The 19,896-nt window shown below is 71.2% G+C and carries 22 protein-coding genes; 10 read left to right on the top strand and 12 right to left on the bottom strand.

Annotated elements, in window-relative coordinates; translation table 11 throughout:
• Window positions 1–81: 81 nt before the first annotated feature.
• The 4 genes from ACWD4A_RS28655 to ACWD4A_RS28640 all read left to right on the top strand — a co-directional run bounded on the left by ACWD4A_RS28655 (window position 82) and on the right by ACWD4A_RS28640 (window position 3,518).
• Window positions 82–1,350: a cytochrome P450 gene (locus ACWD4A_RS28655; protein WP_451198346.1), complete on the top strand. Its 1,269-nt coding sequence runs from the start codon at window positions 82–84 to the stop codon at window positions 1,348–1,350.
• Between the two features lie 236 nt (window positions 1,351–1,586).
• Window positions 1,587–2,207, top strand: a complete 621-nt coding sequence (locus ACWD4A_RS28650) for a DUF6230 family protein (RefSeq protein WP_451198344.1) — start codon at window positions 1,587–1,589, stop codon at window positions 2,205–2,207.
• Window position 2,208: 1 nt separating this feature from the next.
• A complete protein-coding gene (locus ACWD4A_RS28645; protein ID WP_451198342.1) occupies window positions 2,209–2,814 on the top strand; it encodes a DUF6114 domain-containing protein in 606 nt (201 codons plus the stop codon).
• Window positions 2,811–3,518, top strand: coding sequence for a hypothetical protein (locus ACWD4A_RS28640; protein ID WP_451198340.1), 708 nt, complete (start codon window positions 2,811–2,813; stop codon window positions 3,516–3,518). The genes ACWD4A_RS28645 and ACWD4A_RS28640 overlap by 4 nt, the downstream gene beginning before the upstream one ends.
• A 51-nt stretch (window positions 3,519–3,569) precedes the next feature.
• Here the strand turns inward: ACWD4A_RS28640 and ACWD4A_RS28635 are convergent, their stop codons facing one another.
• The gene (locus ACWD4A_RS28635) at window positions 3,570–5,564 is read right to left on the bottom strand and encodes a bifunctional glycosyltransferase 87/phosphatase PAP2 family protein (protein ID WP_451198374.1); all 1,995 of its coding nucleotides are present in this window, start codon (window positions 5,562–5,564) and stop codon (window positions 3,570–3,572) included.
• A gap of 224 nt (window positions 5,565–5,788) precedes the next feature.
• Window positions 5,789–7,858, bottom strand: coding sequence for an MFS transporter (locus ACWD4A_RS28630; RefSeq protein WP_451198338.1), 2,070 nt, complete (start codon window positions 7,856–7,858; stop codon window positions 5,789–5,791).
• Window positions 7,859–8,126: 268 nt separating this feature from the next.
• Between ACWD4A_RS28630 and ACWD4A_RS28625 the strand changes: the two genes are divergently transcribed.
• Complete coding sequence (locus tag ACWD4A_RS28625) at window positions 8,127–8,780, top strand: HAD-IA family hydrolase (protein ID WP_451198336.1); 654 nt, start codon at window positions 8,127–8,129, stop codon at window positions 8,778–8,780.
• A gap of 11 nt (window positions 8,781–8,791) precedes the next feature.
• Here the strand turns inward: ACWD4A_RS28625 and ACWD4A_RS28620 are convergent, their stop codons facing one another.
• Complete coding sequence (locus tag ACWD4A_RS28620; protein WP_451198334.1) at window positions 8,792–8,995, bottom strand: helix-turn-helix domain-containing protein; 204 nt, start codon at window positions 8,993–8,995, stop codon at window positions 8,792–8,794.
• The gene (locus ACWD4A_RS28615; protein ID WP_451198332.1) at window positions 8,989–9,573 is read right to left on the bottom strand and encodes a Uma2 family endonuclease; all 585 of its coding nucleotides are present in this window, start codon (window positions 9,571–9,573) and stop codon (window positions 8,989–8,991) included. The genes ACWD4A_RS28620 and ACWD4A_RS28615 overlap by 7 nt, the downstream gene beginning before the upstream one ends.
• 103 nt (window positions 9,574–9,676) lie before the next feature.
• Here ACWD4A_RS28615 and ACWD4A_RS28610 point away from each other — a divergent pair, with 103 nt between their 5' ends.
• Window positions 9,677–10,186 carry a DinB family protein gene (locus ACWD4A_RS28610; protein ID WP_451198330.1) on the top strand — a complete coding sequence of 170 codons (510 nt, stop codon included), beginning with the start codon at window positions 9,677–9,679 and terminating at the stop codon, window positions 10,184–10,186.
• Window positions 10,187–10,205: 19 nt separating this feature from the next.
• Here the strand turns inward: ACWD4A_RS28610 and ACWD4A_RS28605 are convergent, their stop codons facing one another.
• The 3 genes from ACWD4A_RS28605 to ACWD4A_RS28595 are packed head-to-tail and all read right to left on the bottom strand — an operon-like array spanning window position 10,206 to window position 11,750.
• The gene (locus tag ACWD4A_RS28605) at window positions 10,206–10,514 is read right to left on the bottom strand and encodes a putative quinol monooxygenase (protein ID WP_451198328.1); all 309 of its coding nucleotides are present in this window, start codon (window positions 10,512–10,514) and stop codon (window positions 10,206–10,208) included.
• A gap of 13 nt (window positions 10,515–10,527) precedes the next feature.
• Window positions 10,528–10,935: an NUDIX domain-containing protein gene (locus ACWD4A_RS28600; RefSeq protein ID WP_451198326.1), complete on the bottom strand. Its 408-nt coding sequence runs from the start codon at window positions 10,933–10,935 to the stop codon at window positions 10,528–10,530.
• A 50-nt stretch (window positions 10,936–10,985) separates the two neighbouring features.
• Window positions 10,986–11,750: a GntR family transcriptional regulator gene (locus ACWD4A_RS28595; protein WP_451198324.1), complete on the bottom strand. Its 765-nt coding sequence runs from the start codon at window positions 11,748–11,750 to the stop codon at window positions 10,986–10,988.
• A 621-nt stretch (window positions 11,751–12,371) separates the two neighbouring features.
• Here ACWD4A_RS28595 and ACWD4A_RS28590 point away from each other — a divergent pair.
• Complete coding sequence (locus ACWD4A_RS28590) at window positions 12,372–13,022, top strand: hypothetical protein (RefSeq protein ID WP_451198322.1); 651 nt, start codon at window positions 12,372–12,374, stop codon at window positions 13,020–13,022.
• 5 nt (window positions 13,023–13,027) lie between these two features.
• Here ACWD4A_RS28590 and ACWD4A_RS28585 read toward each other — a convergent pair whose 3' ends face one another.
• On the bottom strand, window positions 13,028–13,609 hold the full coding sequence (locus ACWD4A_RS28585; RefSeq protein ID WP_451198320.1) for a TMEM165/GDT1 family protein: 582 nt from the start codon (window positions 13,607–13,609) through the stop codon (window positions 13,028–13,030).
• Between the two features lie 227 nt (window positions 13,610–13,836).
• Complete coding sequence (locus ACWD4A_RS28580) at window positions 13,837–14,619, bottom strand: ABC transporter permease (protein WP_451198318.1); 783 nt, start codon at window positions 14,617–14,619, stop codon at window positions 13,837–13,839.
• Window positions 14,620–14,830: 211 nt separating this feature from the next.
• Between ACWD4A_RS28580 and ACWD4A_RS28575 the strand changes: the two genes are divergently transcribed.
• On the top strand, window positions 14,831–15,499 hold the full coding sequence (locus tag ACWD4A_RS28575; protein WP_451198316.1) for an HNH endonuclease family protein: 669 nt from the start codon (window positions 14,831–14,833) through the stop codon (window positions 15,497–15,499).
• A 29-nt stretch (window positions 15,500–15,528) separates the two neighbouring features.
• Here ACWD4A_RS28575 and ACWD4A_RS28570 read toward each other — a convergent pair whose 3' ends face one another.
• On the bottom strand, window positions 15,529–16,488 hold the full coding sequence (locus ACWD4A_RS28570) for a LysR family transcriptional regulator (RefSeq protein ID WP_451198314.1): 960 nt from the start codon (window positions 16,486–16,488) through the stop codon (window positions 15,529–15,531).
• Between the two features lie 205 nt (window positions 16,489–16,693).
• On the opposite strand from ACWD4A_RS28570, the gene snpA reads away from it, so the two are divergent.
• Together snpA and ACWD4A_RS28560 are read left to right on the top strand one after the other, a co-directional pair.
• Window positions 16,694–17,344 carry a snapalysin gene (gene snpA, locus ACWD4A_RS28565; protein ID WP_451198312.1) on the top strand — a complete coding sequence of 217 codons (651 nt, stop codon included), beginning with the start codon at window positions 16,694–16,696 and terminating at the stop codon, window positions 17,342–17,344.
• Window positions 17,345–17,434: 90 nt separating this feature from the next.
• Window positions 17,435–17,953, top strand: coding sequence for a DUF1990 family protein (locus ACWD4A_RS28560; protein ID WP_451198310.1), 519 nt, complete (start codon window positions 17,435–17,437; stop codon window positions 17,951–17,953).
• Window positions 17,954–18,059: 106 nt separating this feature from the next.
• On the opposite strand, the gene ACWD4A_RS28555 is transcribed toward ACWD4A_RS28560, so the two are convergent.
• Window positions 18,060–18,689, bottom strand: coding sequence for a DedA family protein (locus ACWD4A_RS28555; protein WP_451198309.1), 630 nt, complete (start codon window positions 18,687–18,689; stop codon window positions 18,060–18,062).
• A gap of 210 nt (window positions 18,690–18,899) precedes the next feature.
• On the bottom strand, window positions 18,900–19,397 hold the full coding sequence (locus ACWD4A_RS28550; protein WP_451198308.1) for a DoxX family protein: 498 nt from the start codon (window positions 19,395–19,397) through the stop codon (window positions 18,900–18,902).
• Window positions 19,398–19,896 lie beyond the last annotated feature (499 nt).

Below are 19,896 nucleotides of genomic sequence, written 5' to 3'. Positions count from 1 at the left end.
GCGTTCCCGCCCTTGCCACTCCAAGACCCCGTCACTACCTTCGGCGCATCTGATGACCCATCAGAAATGAGGTGGTGGGCGATGTCCGGTCCAGCATCCGGTCCAGCGCCCGGTTCGGCATCCGGCCCGGCGCTGCCCGAGGGCTTCGACCTCACCGATCCCGGCCTCTACCAGCACCGGGTGCCGCTCCCGGAATTCGCCGCGCTGCGGCGTACGGCACCGGTGTGGTGGGTCGCCCAGCCGCACGGCGTGGCGGGCTTCGACGACGACGGCTACTGGGCGGTCACCCGGCACGCGGACGTCAAGGAGGTCTCCACCCGGCCGGAGACCTTCTCCTCCGCCGTCAACACGGCCGTCATCCGCTTCAACGAGCACATCGAGCGCGAACAGATCGACGTACAGCGCCTCATCATGCTCAACATGGACCCGCCGGAGCACACCCGTGTCCGGCAGATCGTCCAGCGCGGCTTCACCCCGCGCGCGATACGGGCGCTCAAGGACACGCTCCGGGAGCGCGCGGGCGCGATCGTGGCAGGGGCCCGGGAGCGCGGCACGGGCGACTTCGTCACGGACATCGCCTGCGAACTGCCGCTCCAGGCCATCGCCGAGCTGATCGGCGTCCCCCAGCGGGACCGGGCGAGGATCTTCGACTGGTCCAACAAGATGGTCGCGTACGACGACCCGGAGCTGGCCATCACGGAGGAGGTCGGCGCGAACGCCGCGCTGGAGCTCATCTCGTACGCGATGAACCTGGCCGCGGACCGCAAGGAGCGACCCGCACGGGACATCGTCAGCGCCCTGGTCGCCGCCGAGGACGAGGGCAACCTCGCGTCCGAGGAGTTCGGCTTCTTCGTGCTGCTGCTGGCCGTCGCGGGCAACGAGACCACGCGCAACGCCATCAGCCACGGCATGCACGCCTTCCTCACCCACCCCGACCAGTGGGAGCTCTACAAGCGCGAGCGCCCGGCCACGGCGGCGGAGGAGATCGTACGGTGGGCGACCCCGGTGGTCTCCTTCCAGCGCACGGCGACCCGGGACACGGGGCTCGGCGGCGCGACGGTCCGGGCGGGGCAGCGGGTGGGGCTCTTCTACGCCTCCGCCAACCACGACCCCGAGGTCTTCGACCGGCCCGAGGTCTTCGACATCACCCGCGACCCCAACCCCCACCTGGGCTTCGGGGGCGGCGGGCCGCACTTCTGCCTCGGCAAGGCCCTGGCGACGCTGGAGATCGACCTCATCTTCACCGCGATCGCGGACGCCCTGCCGGACATCCGACTCGCCGGAGAACCAAGGAGGTTGAGATCGGCCTGGCTCAACGGCATCAAGGAGCTCCGGGTGCGCTACGGCTGAGCGCATTCGTCTGACGTGACGTCAACTTTCTTCGTACGGACCGAATTCGGTCCGTACCCGCACCTTGCCCGCGGCCATCGGCGGACTTACCCTCGGGTACACCTTCCGGGACGGCACGTTCGTCACACGTCGCACGCCCGATGCACGCCCGTTGTGTGCCGCGCTCGCGCGACCGCGCCATCCGGGGCTCGCCGAGGCTCGCCGCACCTCTCCACGGCTTCCGAGAGGACATCAGCATGAAGGACGCTCAAGGCAGACAGGTGACAGGACGCGTCAGATGGCGCAAGTTCGCCGTACTGGCCGTGCCGGGCTTCGCGGCGACGGCGGCACTGGCCGTCGCGCTGGCCGACGGGGCGCTGGCGGCCTCCTTCGCCGTGTCCGGGCAGGAGTTCAAGGTCAGCGCCGGCAACCTGGACGGCGAGGGCTTCGCGCAGTACGGCAGCATCGACACCAACGCCCGGGGCCAGCTGCTGCCCGTGGCCGTCACCGCGGTCAAGAAGGCGGAGATCAAGAACCTCTGCCAGTCCGTGGTCACCCACCTGCCCGTGATCGGCGACATCTCGCTGAACCTGCACGCCGGCCAGGGCAGCGATCCGGTCAAGGCGTCCGACCTGTTCCTGGACGCCACGCAGCTCAGCGGCAACGCCGAGTTCAAGAACATCGAGATCGGGCGCGACGCCTCCACGCTCGACAAGGGTCCGAAGGGCGCGCAGGGTCTCCAGGACCTCTTCGCCCAGCAGGCCGACCACGTGAAGATCAACGACATGCACCAGGTCGCCTGGGCGACCAACGCGGGCACCTTCACCCTCTCCGGCCTGAACATGAGCATCGCCAAGGGCAAGCAGGAGTGCTTCTGACGTGGCGGCCGGCATCGAGTCCGGCCGTCCACGGCGCCACCCCTGGGCGGCGTGGCGCCAGTGGCGCAAGGGACGGCCGTTCTGGGGCGGGCTGGCGGCCACGCTCGCCGGGGCGGAGATCTGCGCCATCCCCCTGGCCCCGCTGAAGATCATGCTGCACCAGGGGATCGCGGGCATCCCGTCGGTCCTCATGGGGCTGGTGATGATCGTGATGGGCCTCAGCGCGTGGTTCGCACCGCAGTACCGGACGCTCGCCGGGATCGTCACCGTGATGGTCGCCGCGGCGACGCTGGTGATGTCCAACCTCGGCGGCTTCCTGATCGGCACGCTGCTGGGGGTGATCGGCGGGGCACTGATCTTCGCCTGGACCCCACTGGCCCCGCCGGACCCTCCGGGCGGGGAACCCGACCCCCAGGAGACACCAGCACCCACCCCCGACCCCGAGGCCGCACCCCTGCCACCTGCCGCGCCCCCGAAGGGGCGCGGGGCTGCGTTCCAATATGCGGCTCCGCCGCGTGGGCGCGACCAGCCACCCCCGACCCGCAGCCGCGAGACGACCCCAGGAAGCACCCCCGTAGGCGCCCCCGAAAAGAAGGAGACCCCATGACCACCCGTAGCCCCCGCACCCGCCCCCACACCCACACCCGGCTCGCCGCAGGCGCAATCGCCTTCGCCGCCGCGCTCGGGCTGAGCTGGGCGGGGACCGCCGACGCGCGGAGCATCGATGACGCGGGGTCGACGACCGTCACGACCGCGGGGCACTACTTCGCGGCGACGCTCACGGGGAGCGCCACGTTCAAGGCCGGCTCCGTGACCGCGACCTGCAACGTCTCCAGCTCGCAGCCGACCGCGGGCGGCGGGGACGCCAACAACCAGATACCGAACGCCCCCGGCAACCACAACGACGCGGGCCCGGTCGTCAGCAACCTCAACTCGCCCACGTACTCCTCGTGCAGCGCCAACCTCCCGGGCGTGACCGTGTCCGTCACGACCTCCGGCGCCTGGGGCGTGGCCATGCAGAACGCGGACACGCCCACCGCCACCCTCACCATCCCCAGCGGCGGCTTCGTCCTCCAGACCACCGGCCTGGCCAACTGCACGGTGACGGCGGCGCCCACCGCGGCGGCCAACCTCAACACGACCTTCGCCAACGGCTCGCCGTCCACCCTCACCGTCACCGACGGCACGGTCCCGGTGCAGGTCACCGGCGGCCTCGGCTGCCCGACGGCGGCGACGTTCTCGGTGTTCAACGCGACCTACCAGGTCACGGACGTCACGGACCCGTCCCAGCAGATCACGGTGACCGGCTGAGCCGGGCCGTACGGGCCGTACGGATGGAAGGACCGGCCGGGGCGGGGGCGTTCAGCCCTTGGCCCGCGCCGGCTCCGTCGTGCCCGGCGTCTCCCCCGCGAGCAGCGGGTCGCTCTCGGCGCGGGCCCCGGGCACCTTCCCGAGGGCCCGCCGCCCCGGCCCGGTCAGCACGTACTGGATCGCGAAGCCCAGCGTCACCACGAGCGCGCCGCCGACGGCGTCCAGTACGTAGTGGTTGGCGGTGCCGATGATCACGGAGAGGGTCATCAGCGGGTAGAGCATGCCGAGCCACCTCATCCACACCTTGGGCGCCACGGTGGCGATCACGATCCCGCACCACAGCGACCAGCCGATGTGCAGCGACGGCATCGCCGCGTACTGGTTGGACAGCTCGGTCAGCGCGCCGAAGTCCGGATTGGCGAGATCCTGCGGGCCGTTGGCGGTGTCGATGAAGCCGCGGCCCGGCATCAGGCGCGGCGGGGCCAGCGGGTAGGCCCAGAAGCCGACGAGCGCCATCAGCGTCGCGAGGGACAGCCCGGTACGCGCCCAGCGGTAGGTGCCGGGGCGGCGCACATAGAGGTAGGCCAGCAGGGAGACCGGCACCAGGAAGTGGAAGGTGCCGTAGTAGTAGTCCATCGCGTCGGCGAGCCGGTCGACGCTCGCCACGAAGTGGTTGAAGCCGTGCTCGACGTCGATGTGCAGGAACTCCTCGACGCCGAGGATCTGCCGGCCGTGGGACTCCGCGAGGGACCGCTCGTCGGGGGCGCTGGCGCGGATGAAGGAGTAGGCGAAGTAGCCGACCCGTATCAGCATCAGCTCCAGGAACACGTTCGGCCGGGTCAACGGCCGCCGCCAGAAGGGGAACAGCGGGATCCAGGAGAAGCGGCCCGGCTGCGGCTCGGTGACCGGCGTCGGCTCCGGCCGCTCCCACAGCGGCGACGTGCGCTCCAGGAACGGCACCATGCAGGCGGCGATAACCGCGGCGAGCAGCGGGGCGTTGTCGCCGACGGGCCGCAGGACGGGGTTGTCGGGCATGAGGACCGTACTGGTCAGCGTCATCACGAGGACGACCAGGACGGGCCAGACGAGCCGGTCGGCGCGGCGCCTGCCGACCCGGCCGACGACGGCGAGCAGGATCCACAGCTGCTGGTGCTGCCAGGCGGTGGGCGAGACGGCGACCGCGACGCAGCCGGTGACGGCCGTGGCGAGGAGCAGTTGGCCGTCGAGGGCGTAGCGGGCGGCGCGGCGCAGGCCGATGACGGCGACGGCGACGGCGAGCAGGCCGTGGAGGGCGAGTTCGGCGGGGCCGTGCAGGCCGACACGGAGCAGCAGGCCGTGCAGGGACTGGTTGGCGAGCCCGTCGGGCGCCTCGCCGAGGCCGGCCCCGGCGATGTGGTGCGTCCAGTACGTCCGGGAGTCGTCCGGCATGGCCAGCCAGGCGACCGCGGTGCAGACGGCGAAGGTGATCCCGGTGGAGGCGGCGGCGCGGCGGCGGCCGGTCAGCCGGAGCAGGACGCCGAAGAGCAGGACGGCGGGCTGGAGCGCGGCGGCGAGTCCGACGAGGAGGCCCGCGACGGTGCCGGAGCCGCGCGCGAGGCGTGGCGGGCAGCAGGCGAGGAGGACCAGCAGCACGGGGATGATGCTGGTCTGCCCGAGGGTGAAGGTGTTGCGCACGGGCAGCGAGAGCACGGCCAGGATGATCGCCGCGGGGGCCGCGAGGAGGGCGGTGCGGCGGCTGACCGGGGCGGGCAGGGAGCGGGCGGCGACGAGGGCGAGGGCGACGACGAGCAGCAGGGTGCCGAGCGTCCAGCCGATGCCGAGGCTGTGTTCGGCGGCCTTGGTCAGCGGTTTGAGCACGAGGCCCGCGAAGGGGGTGCCGGTGAACCTGTCGGTGTCGTACAGCGAGCCCTTCACATGGAGGACACCGTTGTCACCGATCCATCGTTCGAGGTCGGTCAGGCGTCGGTCCGGGGGCAGCCGGAGCACGGCCGCGGCCTGCCGGACGGCCAGCAGACCCGCGAGCAGCCACAGCGCCGCCAGGGCCATACCGGTTCGTGACCCTGCCCTCGGCAGGCTCGCCAGCCCGCCCCTCTCCGCATTCGCCACGCCCCGCCGCTCCTCCAGTCGCCAAGCCGGGTCACCCTCGTAGAGCTCTTTGAGACCTTACTGAGTCCTGGAGTACGGACGCAGGTCACCCCCGGGTCACCTGCCACGGTGCCACGGCTGTCCGGAATCGGTAGGGAAACCGGCCGGGACGTGTCCCCGCGGCGTCATGGCCGGGGGTCGTGGTCGCCCTTGACGGGGCCGTTGTGGGGCTGTTCGGAGTCCGAGCCGCAGAGCTCCGTGTTGAGTTCGCGGACGAGTTCGCGGAGGTCCGTGGGGCGGTCCTTCGACCACCAGTCGCCGAGGAGTTCGGCGAGGGACTGCTCGCGGGCCTCGAAGAGGCGCTCGGCGATCCGCCGTCCCTCGTCGGTGAGGGTCAGGGGGAGTCCGTCGCGCACGGCGAGGCCGCGGGCCTCCAACTGCCGGACCGCGTCGGTGATGACGTGCAGGGGGATGTCGACGCGCTCGGCGAGGAGGGCGGGTTCGGCGGAGCCGTAGCGTTTGATGCGCAGCAGCATCCAGCTGGCGGCGGGGTGCAGGTCGAGCCCGGCGCGGGCGGTGATCTCCTCGTAGATCCGGCGCTTGCCCTCGCGGCTGCCGAGCAGGGACAGGGCGCGGGCGCACTCCTCGCGCGAGGAGCGTTCGACGGGGTTGCTGGAGAGGACCTCGCTGGTGTCGGGGGCGGTGACGCTGCCCCGCAGCGGTTCCTCGCGCAGGAAGAAGGCGAGGGCGAAGGCCACGAGCACGGCGGGCACCGCGTACAGGAACACGTCGGTGATCGACGTGGAGTAGGCGTCGAGCACGCCCGCCCGCGGCCCGGCGGGCAGGGTGGCCACGGCCCGCGGGTCGGACTTCAGCCGTTCCGGGGTGACGCCGGGCGGCAGGTGCGTGCCCGCGAGGGCGTCGGCGATCCGGGGCCCGAGCCTGCTGGTGAAGATGGTGCCGAAGATGGAGACGCCGAAGGACGCGCCGATGGAGCGGAAGAAGGTGGCACCGGAGGTGGCGACGCCCAGGTCCTCGTACCCCACGGCGTTCTGCACGACGAGCACGAGGACCTGCATGACGAGGCCGAGCCCGAAGCCGAAGACGAAGAAATAGCCGCTCATCTCGGCGGTGCCGCTGGCCGGATCCAGTCGGTGCAGCAGGAGCAGGCCGATGGCGGTCACGCCGGTCCCGGCGATGGGGAAGGCCTTGTAGCGGCCGGTGCGGCTGACGATCTGCCCGGAGGCGGTGGAGGAGATCAGCATCCCGGCCACCATCGGCAGCATGTGCACACCGGACAGGGTGGGCGAGACGCCCTGCACGACCTGGAGGAACGTCGGCAGGTAGGTCATGGAGCCGAACATCGCGAAGCCGACGACGAAGCCGATCACCGAGCAGAGCGCGAAGGTGCGGATGCGGAACAGCTTCAGCGGCAGTACGGGTTCGGCGGCGCGCCGCTCCACGAGCACGAACGGGACCAGCAGCGCCGCGCCCAGCACCCCGAGGCCGATGATCCGCCAGGACGACCACGGGTAGGTGACGCCGCCGAGCGAGGTCATCAGCACCAGGCAGGTGGCGACGGCGGCGATGAGGAAGGTGCCGAGGTAGTCGATGCGGTGCGGGGTGCGGCGGACGGGGATGTGCAGGACGGCGGCGATCACGGCGAGCGCGACGACGCCGATGGGCAGGTTGATGTAGAAGACCCAGCGCCAGCTGAGATTGTCGACGAAGAGCCCGCCGAGCAGCGGCCCGAGCACGCTCGTACCGCCGAAGACCGCGCCGAACAGCCCCTGGTAGCGGCCGCGGTCGCGGGGCGGCACGATGTCCCCGACGATCGCCATCGACAGCACCATCAGCCCGCCGCCGCCCAGCCCCTGGAGGGCGCGGAAGGCGATGAGCTCACCCATGTTCCGGGAGAGTCCGCACAGCGCGGAGCCCACCAGGAAGATGACGATGGCCGTCTGGAACAGCTTCTTGCGCCCGTACTGGTCGCCCAGCTTGCCCCACAGCGGGGTCGCGGCCGTGGACGCGAGCATGTAGGCGGTGACGACCCACGACAGGTGGTCGAGGCCGCCGAGGTCGCTGACGATCGTCGGCAGGGCGGTGGAGACAATGGTCTGGTCCAGGGCCGCCAGCAGCATGCCGAGCAGCAGGGCCCCGATCGCGACGAGGACGGTGCGCCGCGACTGCCCCGCACCGGGTACGGGCACGGGCTCCGCGGCGGCCACGGAAGGGCCCGGGGTGTCGTCCGCCATGGGCTGACTCCTGGGGTGCGGCTCGTGAGTGCTGCGGCTCGTGCTGCGGCTGCCGGCTTGTCCGCTTCCCATCGTGTTCCGGATCGGCGCGCCCGGCCCGCCGGGGTAGGCCATTGGCAGCCCTCCCCCGGCCGGCGATCACGGCCGGACCTGGGCTGTTGGAGGTTCCGGGCGACTTTTTGTATCGTTAAGGAACAAAGTGGCTCCGCCCGTATTCCCTGACCGGCGGGCGGAGCCGCTTGTCTTCTTCCCGCGTCTGGAGTCGCCGATGACCACGCTCACCGCCCGCGCCCTGCTCCTGGACATGGACGGGACGATCGTCAACTCCGACGCCGTGGTCGAGCGCTGCTGGCGCCGCTGGGCCGAGGAACAGGGGCTGGACGCCACCGAGGTGCTGAAGGTCGTGCACGGCCGCCAGGGCTACGCGACCATGGCCGTCCTGCTGCCCGACCGCCCCATGGAGCTCAACCACGAGGACAACCGCCGCATGCTCGCGGCGGAGACCGCCGACGTCGACGGCGTCGTCCCGGTCGCGGGCGCGCCCGCCTTCATGGCCGCCCTCGCCACTCTCCCCCACGCCCTGGTCACCTCCGCCGACCGCGGCCTCGCCGAGGCCCGCATGGGCGCCGCCGGGCTGCCGATGCCGGACGTCCGCGTCACCGCGGAGTCCGTGGGCGCCAGCAAGCCGGACCCGGAGGGCTTCCTCAAGGGCGCCGCCCACCTCGGCTTCGCCCCGGCGGACTGCATCGTCTTCGAGGACTCCGAAGCGGGCATCACGGCGGGCAAGGCCGCCGGCATGCGCGTCGTGGGCGTGGGCCCCCGCGCGGCCGCCCACGGCCCGGACGTCGCCGTCCCGGACCTGACCCACGTACGGGTCGAGACCGCGGCGGACGGCGGGATCGTGCTGCGCGTCGGGGGCTGAACCCGGAAGGGTCAACGGCGCGGCGAGAAGTCCAGGACCACATCGCACTCCAGCGCAGTCGCCAGACGCTGAAGGACGGGGATGGTGGGAGTGATCTTCCCGGACTCGACACGGGAAATGAACGCCTGCCCGGTCCCCGCGCGGGCGGCGAGCTCGGCCTGGGAGAGACCCAACTCCATCCGCCGGGCGCGAACGAGATCAGCGGCGATCAACACGAGTCCTGGCTGTAGCGAGGCAGTACGCCCGTGTCGATGACCCACTCGCCAACGGCGATCCTGTCGCCGAAGACGTACGGAACGCGGGCTTCGTACACAGGAGTTCCTTCCCGGACCCCGATGACCCAGTGGTGCACGCAAGTGCCGTCACGAGGGTCGACGATCAGATAATGAGGGATGCCGAGCTGCGGGTAGTGCCGCAACTTGCTCTCGTAGTCGTTCTCGGGGTTGGACGGGGAGACGATCTCGACGGCAGCGAGGAGGGTACGAGGACTGATGGCACCCTCCGTGTCCATGGCCGCCTCCGGAAGGACAAGAACGTCGGGCCGTCGCAGCTGCCCGAGACCTGGTTCTTCGATGTCACCGGACGTAGTGGCAATCACTCCGTCGGGCAATTGCGGCTGAAGCTGGCGTTCGATACGCGAGGCCGCCAGGTCATGCCGACCCGCCGGGCTCATCATCATGATGATCTGACCCTCGCTGATCTCGACGTGCGGGCTGAAGGGTGCGGGCGGCGTGAAATGCTCGGCGAAGGCACGCAGGTGCTGGTAGATCTCTTGCTTCGCAGTGATCGCCATAAGCGCAGTGTATGACGAAATCGTCATGCCCGGACTGTCGAACCGGGATCGCGCTGCGCATCGAGGGCTGACGCGCGGCGGGCCCGCCTCCTAGGCTGACCCCATGATCACCAGCGACCGCATCGGCCCGCCCCTCACCGGCGGCGAGCGCGAGACCCTGCGCGCCTTCCTCGACTACCACCGCGCGACCCTCGCCATGAAATGCGAGGGCCTGACGGACGAAGACCTGCGCCGTCGCTCCATGCCCCCGTCGACGCTCACCTTGCTCGGCCTGGTGCGGCACATGGCGGAGGTCGAGCGCACCTGGTTCCGCCGCGTCATCGACGGCGAGGACATCCCGCACGTCTGGTCCGACAAGGGCGACTACCAGGAGGCGTTCGACGCGGACGCGTCCACCGGCCCGGAGGCCTTCACCGCCTGGCAAGCGGAGGTCGAGCACGCCCGCCGCATCGAACAGGCCGCGGAATCCCTCGATGTGACGGGCTACTTCCCGAAGTGGGGCGAGGACGTCTCGCTCCGGCTGGTGATGCTTCACCTCATCCACGAATACGCACGGCACAACGGGCACGCGGATCTGCTGCGCGAGGGGATCGACGGGGTGACGGGGGCCTGAGCGCCGCGGGCCGACCCCGTCAGACCTTTCCGTCGATCTGCTCCAGGAACGTCACTTCTGCGTCGACCACGAACTTCTCGCGCCCTTCGAGGAAGTGCCGGGTGTGCGGCTGCCGTTCATGGGCCTCGAACGCGGCCCGGTCCTCGTACAGCTCATAGAAGACCCGCACATTCGGCTCGCCGGGCACGCGGTGATTCACGTACACGACCGTGCCGCTCTCGTGGGCCCGGATCCCGTCCACGGTGCGCGCCACCAACTCGTCGAAGCCACATGCGGCATCGGCGTCATGCAGCGTGAAACGTACAACCAGCGCAAAGCCTGCGGCCATGTTCGCTGCCCCCTCAAGTCGCGGTACCCACCAACCTCTGCCCGTCGTGGACACGGACATGCGGAGCATCGTCACCGATCGCGTCCAGGAGTCGCACGGCGTACGCCTCCGTCATCACCGAGGCCACCTCGTCAGGGGCCAGCCAGGACACGTCAGCGGCTTCGTCGGAGGGCCGCGCGGTGCCGCCCACGGGGCGGCAGCGGAAGACGAGGGCGACGATCCCGCGCGTCATGTTCTTGTACACACCGGTCAGCCGCTCCACCTCGACCTCGACGCCGGTCTCTTCCCACACCTCACGGCGGACCCCGGCCTCCGGCGCCTCCTCGATCTCCAGCACGCCGCCGGGCAGTTCCCATCGCCCGTTGTCGGCACGGCAGATCGCGAGCATGCGGCCGTCGTCGCGGACGACAGCGCCTGCCACGGAAACGGAATGAAGTGGTGCGGACGGCCCATTCACGAGCGTGAGACTACTCAGCCCTGGCCGTCGAACTCGTACTCCAGCACATACGACGCCGCGTCGAGTGTCATCTCATTGACCTCAACGGCCCTGCCGCCCTCGGCGAACGCAGTCCGGCAGATCAGGATGACCGGCGTCCCGGGCGAGAGCCCGAGCTGCTCGGACTCGTCGACGGACGGCATGCGGCAGCGGATTTCCTCCCGGAAGTGAACAGGCTTGCAGCCGAGTTCCGCCAGGCGTGCGTACGTGCCGCCCGGACCGGTGTCCTCCCGCGTGATGGGAGACCCGGCCACGAGGTCGGCGGGCAGGTACGAGGTGGAAATCAGAACCGGCTTGCCATCAAGGACGAAGCGCCTGCTCCGCACACACGCCGTGGAAGTCGGGGCCAGGCCCAACGCCGCGGCCACCTCGTCCGGCGCCGCTCGTTCCGTGACCTCCACCCGATCCACCACAAGCACGCGATCCTCGATGTCGGCAGACCATATGGACCGCCCGGCACCCCAGGTCTCCTCGGCCAGCCGCTGGATGCCCCTGCGTCTGAGCGGACGGAACGACCGGACGAAGACACCGGCGCCCTTTCGGGCCTCGACCACCCCTTCGCTCTGCAGCAGCCCCAGGGCCTGGCGAACCGTCATGCGGGCCACGCCGTACGTGGCCATCAGCTCGTTCTCGCCGGGCAGCCGACCGCTGGGACCGTACTCGCCGGCCTGGATCGCCTCTCTCAGATCGGCGGCAATCCGCTGGTACTTGGGCTGGCGGCCAGCGCCCCGGTCGGCCATCGAGTGATCACCTCTTCCTTCTCCGGACAGCGTAAAGGGCAGTGCCCCGATGATGCGGACGCGGGTTCACCGGACAACCCCAGAGAGGGATTGACGTCTCTAGAGACGTTGGCTTCACTTGATGACATCTCTAGAGATGTCGCCGGGTCGTGCGACATCCGGACCCGAGCCGCCGATTGCTCTCATCCCAGCGCACGAGAGGCACTCGTCATGCTGATTCCCCTGATGTTCCCTTCGCCCTTCGTCCCCCTGCCGCACAGCAGCGGGCCTCCCGCCATGCCCAGGCCACCGGAGCCCGGCTGTGCCGAATGCGTCAGGCTCGGCAACGCCTTGACGTGGGCGCAACGTACCGATGACAGCACCCGCACACAGGCCGTTCTGGACGAGCTCAGCACTCACTTCAACACGGCGCACGCCACGTAGGCCCTGACCGCTGGCGGTCAGGCATCAGGAGCGCGGCGGCGTCCAGGGGCAAGCCATCCGCACGCCCCGCACCGTGCCCGCGTGCGCCCCCTCTGCCTCCGCCCGCTCCGGCGCGGCACTTGGCAACCCGGCCGTCCCGCGCTGGAATGCGAGGCACCGTTCTCCGTGAGTGCCGCACGCGACGAGAGGAGTCCGATCGTGATCCACATGACCGAGACCCTGGCTGTGCACACCGTCGAAGGCTTCCTCACCCCCGACGAGAGCGACCGGCTCACCAAGCTCCTGGACGAGCACCTCGTGGCCACCGGCTGGACACCTGCCCGGCCCAGCGACGGCCTGGTCGCGCCCGACGAGGTCCAGGAGATCCTGGCCGTCGGCATCGAACGGGCACTGCCCGCCATACGCCGGGTGTTCCCGTCCGTGGCCGGCGCCACGCCGTGGGACTACCACGACCTCGGCCCCGGGGATCGCATCGAGCCGCACCTCCACGGTGTGGGCGAACCCGACGCGCGGCCGCAGCGGGTCGCACGAGTCGCCTTCCACCTCCAAGAGGCCGAACGTGGAGGTGAGTTCTACGTCGAGACGGCCTCCTCCGACGCGCTGTGGACCGAGCGCGTCGCGGGGCCAGGCAGCGGCTTCGTGCCCGGCACGCGCTTCGCCCACGAGATATCGCACCACGCCGGGCCCGAGGCCACCGCCACGCTGAGCCATGTCCCCCGCACCCGCTGGACCAGCGCCCCGCCCGCCGGGACGGCTGTCGTCTACGGCGCCCAGCTCGTCCACGGCGTGGCGGCCGTCCGTGAGGGACGGCTGCGGAAGCTGATCACCAACCTCCTCGGCGAGAGCTGAGCGGATCAGCCCACAACCGCCTCGTAAAGACTGAACCCCGCCAGCGCCAGCATCACCAGCGCCGCGACCTTGGTGATCAGGGCCAGCGGGACGTGCTTCATCAGCGTGCGGCCGCCCACGATGCCGAGGCCCGCCACCGCCCACAGGCCCAGGGTCGCGCCCACGCCGACCGAGACCGGGTCGTCGTAGCGGGCCGCGAGGTTGGCGGTCATGATCTGGGTGAGGTCGCCGAACTCCGCGACGAGGATCAGCATGAAGCCCGCGCCGGAGACCTTCCAGAAGGACTGGTCGGCGGGCTTGGCGGTCTCTTCCTCGTCGTCGTCCTTCTTGAAGAGGAGCACGGCCGCGCCCGCGAGGAAGGCGAGGCCGACGATCACCTGGAGGACGCGGTGCGGGAGCAGGGTCAGCAGGCTGCCCGCGGCGATGGCGAGGACGACGTGGACGAGGAAGGCGGCGGCGACGCCCGCGAAGACGTACGAGGCGCGGTAGCGGGTGCCGAGCATCAGGGAGGCCAGGGCCGTCTTGTCGGGCAGCTCGGCGAGGAAGATCACGCCGAAGACCAGGGCTGCGACGGTGAAGCTGAACACGGGGGCGGTACCTCAATCGGTCGGGACTGCCGTACCGAGAGACCAGCGGGAGTTCCAGGGGTCGCTTCGGCACGGCAGCGTCATGGACACTGCGGCCGAAGGTCTCGCTGGCCGACGGAAAACCGTCTGCCTCCGGGCGCCGGCCGGGGCGAGCCCAGCAGTATGTCGACGGTCCGGCGAAGAGCTACTCCCCTTCTGCTCCGACCAGGGTACGCGACGGGTCCGGGTCACCGCCCGTCGCCGCCCTCCCGGTGCAGCAGGCCGCGCGCGATCAGCTCCAGCACCACCGCGACCGCCGCCGCCTGCACGGCCAGCAGCGCGACCAGCACGAACAGCTGGACCGCCCCCGCGAGCAGCGGTGACGCCCCGCCCAGCAGCATGCCCACGAACGCGCCGGGGAGTGTGACCAGTCCCACGGTGCGCGTCTGGTCCAGGCCCGGCAGCAGCGCGTCGGAGGCCGCCGGGCGGGCGATCTCCAGCCGGGCGTCGCGGTCGGGCAGCCCGAGGGCCATCCCGGCCTCCACCTCGCCGTGCCGGGTGCGCAGCTCGTCCAGCGCCCGCCGGCCCGCCAGGACGGTCGCGGTCAGCGCGCCGCCGACGAGGATGCCGGTCACCGGGATCAGGGCGACGCCCTTGAGGGGGACGAGCCCGGTGAGCAGCAGCACCACGACGACGGGCAGGACGCCCGCGGCGATCGGCACGGCCGTCCACCACCGGGTGCCGTTGTCGGTGACGCGGTGCCCGGCGGTCCACACGGCCACCACGTACATCAGCAGCAGGAAGCACAGCAGCAGCGGCACCGCGTGGACGACCCAGCCGATGAGGGTGGAGACGACGGCCAGTTGGACAGCGGCGCGCAGTCCGGCGACGGCGATCGCGCGGGCGTAGCCGCGCTCCCGGCCGTCGGCCAGCCGGGCGAGCGCGGCGACGGCCACGGCGGCGGCGAGCAGGACGGCGAGGACCACTCCGAGGGTGGTGTTGACGGGCAGCAGCGCTGCGGCGGCGAGCACGCGGCCACCCTACGGTCGGTGAACTCGCCCGCGTCCGAGCGGTCTTGGTGGCGTGTCCATATGAATCGGCGCGAATCGCCGCCCGCACACCCCTTGCGTTGGCATGACCGCGTCGTCACGCTGTTACCTGAAGATCACCCCCCGGACACCCCTCGCCACGATCGTGGCCGTACGTCACACGGCCGCAGCCCCCACCTCAAAGGGAGCCACCATGCCCGGAATACGCGTCTCCACCGCCCCGCGCTCCGTCTACGCGCGTCGAGCAGCCGTCGTGGGCGGGCTCGCCGCGCTCGTCGGCTCGCTCGTCCTCAACGGCCCCGCCGCGCAGGCCGCGCCGCCGAGCCCGCCGGACGCCGGCACGGCCCGTACGTACCTGGGCGAGCTCACCGTCAAGCCCGAGGGCACGCTGGACGGCTACAGCCGGGCCAAGTTCCCGCACTGGATCACCCAGTCCGGGCAGTGCAACACCCGCGAGGTCGTCCTCGAGCGCGACGGCGACGGCGTCCGGCAGGACGCCAAGTGCGCGGCCGTCTCCGGCACCTGGCACTCCGCGTACGACGGCGCGACCTGGACCGATGCCCAGAGCCTCGACATCGACCACATCGTGCCGCTCGCGGAGGCGTGGCGCTCCGGGGCCGGTGCCTGGACCACGGCGCAGCGCCAGGCGTTCGCCAACGACCTCACCCGGCCACAGCTGATCGCGGTCACCGACCGCGTCAACCAGGCGAAGGGCGACAAGGACCCGGCGAAGTGGATGCCGCCGCTGAAGTCGTACGGGTGCACGTACGCGGAGATGTGGGTGACGGTGAAGCACTACTACGGGCTGACGGTGGACTCGGCGGAGAAGAACGCGCTGACGGGGATCCTCGGCACCTGCTGACCCCCAAGGGCCTTCGGCGGAACGGCCCTTCACCCCCGCAGCAGCGGCCCTCCCCTGTCATCCAGCCACGCGCGGTACGCGACGCTGCGCGCCGCCGCGTCGGTGTACGCCGCCTCCAGGTCCGCGAAGAGGGCGTCGAGCTCCTGCGGGGGGAGGGCGCAGGAGCGGGCGGCCAGGGAGAGTCCGGAGGTCAGGGGGTCGCCGTGGAGGGGGCGGATGACCGTGCCGGGGGCGGGTTCGGCGGTGGGCTGACAGGGGAGCACCGCCTCGCCCGAGGCGACGAGGTCCGCGGCGGTGGTGTTGTCGCGGACGTGGATGAGGCGGGGGTTGTGGCCCGCCGAGGCGAAGGCATGCCGCAGGGCCGCCCATTCGTCGTCGGCCGTCGGGTCCACGATCCAGCAGTCGTCGGCGAGTTCGGCCAGCCGCACCTCCGGCAGGGCGGCGGCCGGGTGCCCGGCGGACAGGGCGACGAACCTGGGTTCCCGCGCGGTGAGGACGCGCCGCTCGACGCCCGCCGGGACGGTCAGCGGGAAGCCCTCGGTCTCGTGGACGAAGGCCACGTCGAGCTGGTTGGTGGCGAGCAGTTGGAGCAGAGTGTTCGCTGATACCTCTATATGGATGGTGATATCCGTATCGGGCAGTCGGGCGTGGATGCGGCGCAGCCATCCCGTCACCACCCGGCTGCCGACGCTGCCCACTCTCAGCCGCGCGCCGCCCGCGCCGACGGCGGCGTCGCGTGCGGCGGTCACCAGCGCGGCCATCTCGGCGACGATGGGCCGTGCGCGGAGCAGCACGGTGTGTCCGAGCGGGGTGGGGCGGCTGCCGGTCTGGCCCCGGGTGAAGAGGAGGCCGCCGATGGCCCCTTCTATGCGCCGGAGTTGAGTGGTCAGCGAGGGTTGTGTCATGCCGAGCCGGAGCGCGGCCTTCCGCACACTTCCGGTGTCGGCGATGGCGCAAAGCGCGCGGAGGTGCCTGACCTCGAGCTCCACGGGGGGAGCATAACTGCACCTCGCATGTCACACCAGGCACATGGGGGGCAGGGTAGGCGATTGGATCGTCCTATCGCCAGTTGGCATCATCCGTACCACTGATATCTCGTCAGAGACTGCCCGGGACCAACAGTTCACCCGACGGACAGCGGCCGACTTCCCACCGGTACGGCCGTACGTCCTCGGCACGAATGGAGTCCCCCACATGAATCGCTCCACGATGGTGCTCTCGGCGGCCCTCGGTCTCGGTCTGGCGGCGGCGATGTCCGTGCCCGCCACCGCGGCACCCGCAGCCGACCACACCACGACCCGCTCGTCGTACGTCGGCTCGGCGGCCGAACAGGCGGGCAACAAGGCCTTCTTCGAGGCCGTGATGAAGTCCGCGAAGGCCAAGGCCGCGAAGTCGCCGGGGCTGCAGACCGTCACGGTCACCTACGACCCCAGCAACGCGCCCAGCTTCCAGCAGGAGATAGCCAACGCCGCACAGATCTGGAACAGCTCCGTCCGCAACGTCCAGCTGCGGGCAGGCGGCAACGCCGACTTCTCGTACTACGAGGGGAACGACTCCCGCGGCTCGTACGCCCAGACCGACGGCCACGGGCGCGGCTACATCTTCCTCGACTACCAGCAGAACCAGCAGTACGACTCCACCCGCGTCACCGCGCACGAGACCGGGCACGTCCTCGGGCTGCCCGACCACTACCAGGGTCCGTGCAGCGAGCTGATGTCCGGTGGCGGCCCCGGCCCGTCCTGCACCAACCCGTACCCGAACACGCAGGAGAGAAGCCGGGTCAACTCCCTGTGGGCCAACGGCCTGACGGCCTTCGACAAGGACTCCTTCCGCAAGGTCCACTAAGGGATCCGCCGAGCAGAACCACGGCGGCCCGGTTCCCCCGAAGGGGAGCCGGGCCGCCGCCCGTTACCGGGCACCCCGATACTGGACGGGATGACGACGTTCACCTATCCGGAGGTCGGGGCCACGGCACCCGGCGGGACGCCGCCCGGCGGCTACCACCGGCTGCGGGTGCCCACCCGCGTGGGACACGGCCGGGCCTGCTTCGAGGCGGCCGCCGACGTGCTGCTGTCCTGGGGCATGCACCGGGCGATGCCCTGGGTGCGGATCACCGACGCCCCGCGGGCCGCGCCCGGCGTCACCGTGACCGTGTCCCTCGGCGCGGGCCCGCTGCGTGTCTCGGGCACGTGCGCCGTGGTGTGGACCGTGGCGGAGCCGGGCCGTGCGGGTTTCGCGTACGGGACGCTGCCGGGCCACCCCGAGCGCGGCGAGGAGGCGTTCCTCGTGACGCTGGACGACGCGGGAGAGGTGTGGCTGACCGTGACGGCGTTCAGCCGCCCGGCGGCCTGGTTCACCCGGTGCGCCGGGCCGCTGGTGCCGGCCGTCCAGCAGGCGTACGCGCGGAACTGCGGGCGCGCCCTGCGCGGAGAGGTGGCCCGCCGGATGCGGTAGGGCGGGCGGTGGCGGCCCGTAGGGAGATCCGTACGGATGCGGAACGCCGCCCTCGGGCATTGGTACGGACCAGATACGGACGACTGCGGAGCGGGCGCTACTGCGCTTATGCCTCGCGGTGGCGGGGGTGCTTCACGACGAACGCGGCGCCCAGCCCCGCGGCGAAGAGCGCGAAGACGGAGACGGCCGTGCCGACCCAGGTGGCTCCCAGCCACTGGCCGCCGAAGTAGCCCAGGCTCACGCTGTACGCCGCCCAGGTCAGTCCGGCCAGCGCGGACCACGGCAGGAACTCCGACACCCTGCGGTGCAGGACGCCCGCGCCGATGCTGACGACCGACCGGCCCGCGGGCGCGAACCGGGCGACGACCACGAGCGGCCCGCCGCCGCGCAGCAGCGCCGTGCCCAGCTTGGCCTGGGCGGCGGTGAGACGGCGCGAGCGGGCGATGGCGCGGTCGAAGCGGTCGCCGCCGCGCCAGGCGAGGCGGTAGGCGACCATGTCGCCGAGCACGGAGGCGGTCGCGGCGCACATCACGAGCGCGAACATCTCGGGGAAGCCCGCATGACCCCGGGCGGCGTCACCGACCGCGTCGGCCGCGGAGCCCGCGGCCGTGGTGGCGGCGGTGATCACCAGCACGCCGCTGGGCAGCACGGGAAGGAAGACGTCGAGGAGCACGGACAGCCCGACGATCACATAGATCCATGGGGTGTCGGCCAACGACCCCAACTGCTCCAGCACGTCCTGATCTCCCGGTACGGTCCCCCGCCGCGACGTCGCAGGGGAGCGGCAGGGGCGGCCTTCACAACCGCACAGCGTACGCCTGGGGGTTCCTGTGACGTGTGCCGGGGGCCGGTGATGTTGCTGTAATCACGTGCCGGTGTTGCTGCGGTTTGGGGTGTTGCTCGATGTGCGGCCGGGGCCCGGCGGGTGCCGGGCCCCGGCCTGGGCTCAGCGGTCGCGGCGGAGGAGGCGGTCCAGGGAGACCGCGCCGGGACCGGTGAAGACGATCAGCAGGAACGCCCACGCGAACATCGCGGACGCCTCGCCACCGTTCTGTATCGGCCACAGGGCCATGCTCTGGTGCACGTCGAAGTACGCGTACGCCATCGAGCCGGAGGAGATCAGCGCGGCGGTGCGGGTGCCCGCGCCGAGCAGCACGAGGACACCGCCGACGAGCTGGATGACGGCCGCGTACCAGCCGGGCCAGGTGCCGGCGTCGATCGTGCCGCCGTGGGTGCCCGCGGCGCCGCCGAGCACGCCGAACAGGGACGCCGCGCCGTGGCAGGCGAAGAGCAGGCCGACGACGACGCGGAAGGCCGACAGGACGTACGGCCGGGCGGCGTCGAGCCGCTCGGCGATCGCCGGGGCACCGGCCGTGCCGGCGGCGGATCCGGAAGCGGAGCCCGCGGCGGAGGCCGAGGGGGAGGGAGCGGTGGTGGGGGGCATGGGGACTGCTCCTCGTGTCGGGGACAGGAAACGACGAGGGGACCAGGTTAGGTACCCCTAATCATTACTTGCAAGTTCAAGCTCTTGCTCCAGTGTGCCCGATCGCCCCTCGAAACACGCATGCAACGTGGCCCGCGTCACAACTCTCCTCCTCTCTTTCGGGTGAATCACGCGTGCGGCGCCCCACCCCTGGGCAGCCCTCGGACCTGTCCCCAACCTCCATGCAGCACAAGGGATTCCGCATGCGTCGAATGATCGCCGTCACCCGCAGGATCGCCGCCTGGTTCGGCTTCACCGCGACAGGAACCGGGCGGCGGTGATAAAGGCGGAACGGTGACGGTCGCCACGTACCGGCAGCACCGACGAGACGTCGCGCACACAGGCGAAAGGCCCCCAGCCGTGATGGCGAATTCCAGGGGTCGAAGCAACACAGTGATCAACTGGCTGTGGCCAGGAGCTTAGCGAGACGCTCGGCTGGGGTTTCCCAGCCGAGCGTTTT

The organism is Streptomyces sp. NPDC002537, assembly GCF_053594975.1.
The sequence above is the reverse complement of the archived record's forward strand: the minus strand, read 5'-3'. Positions and strand labels throughout refer to the sequence as shown.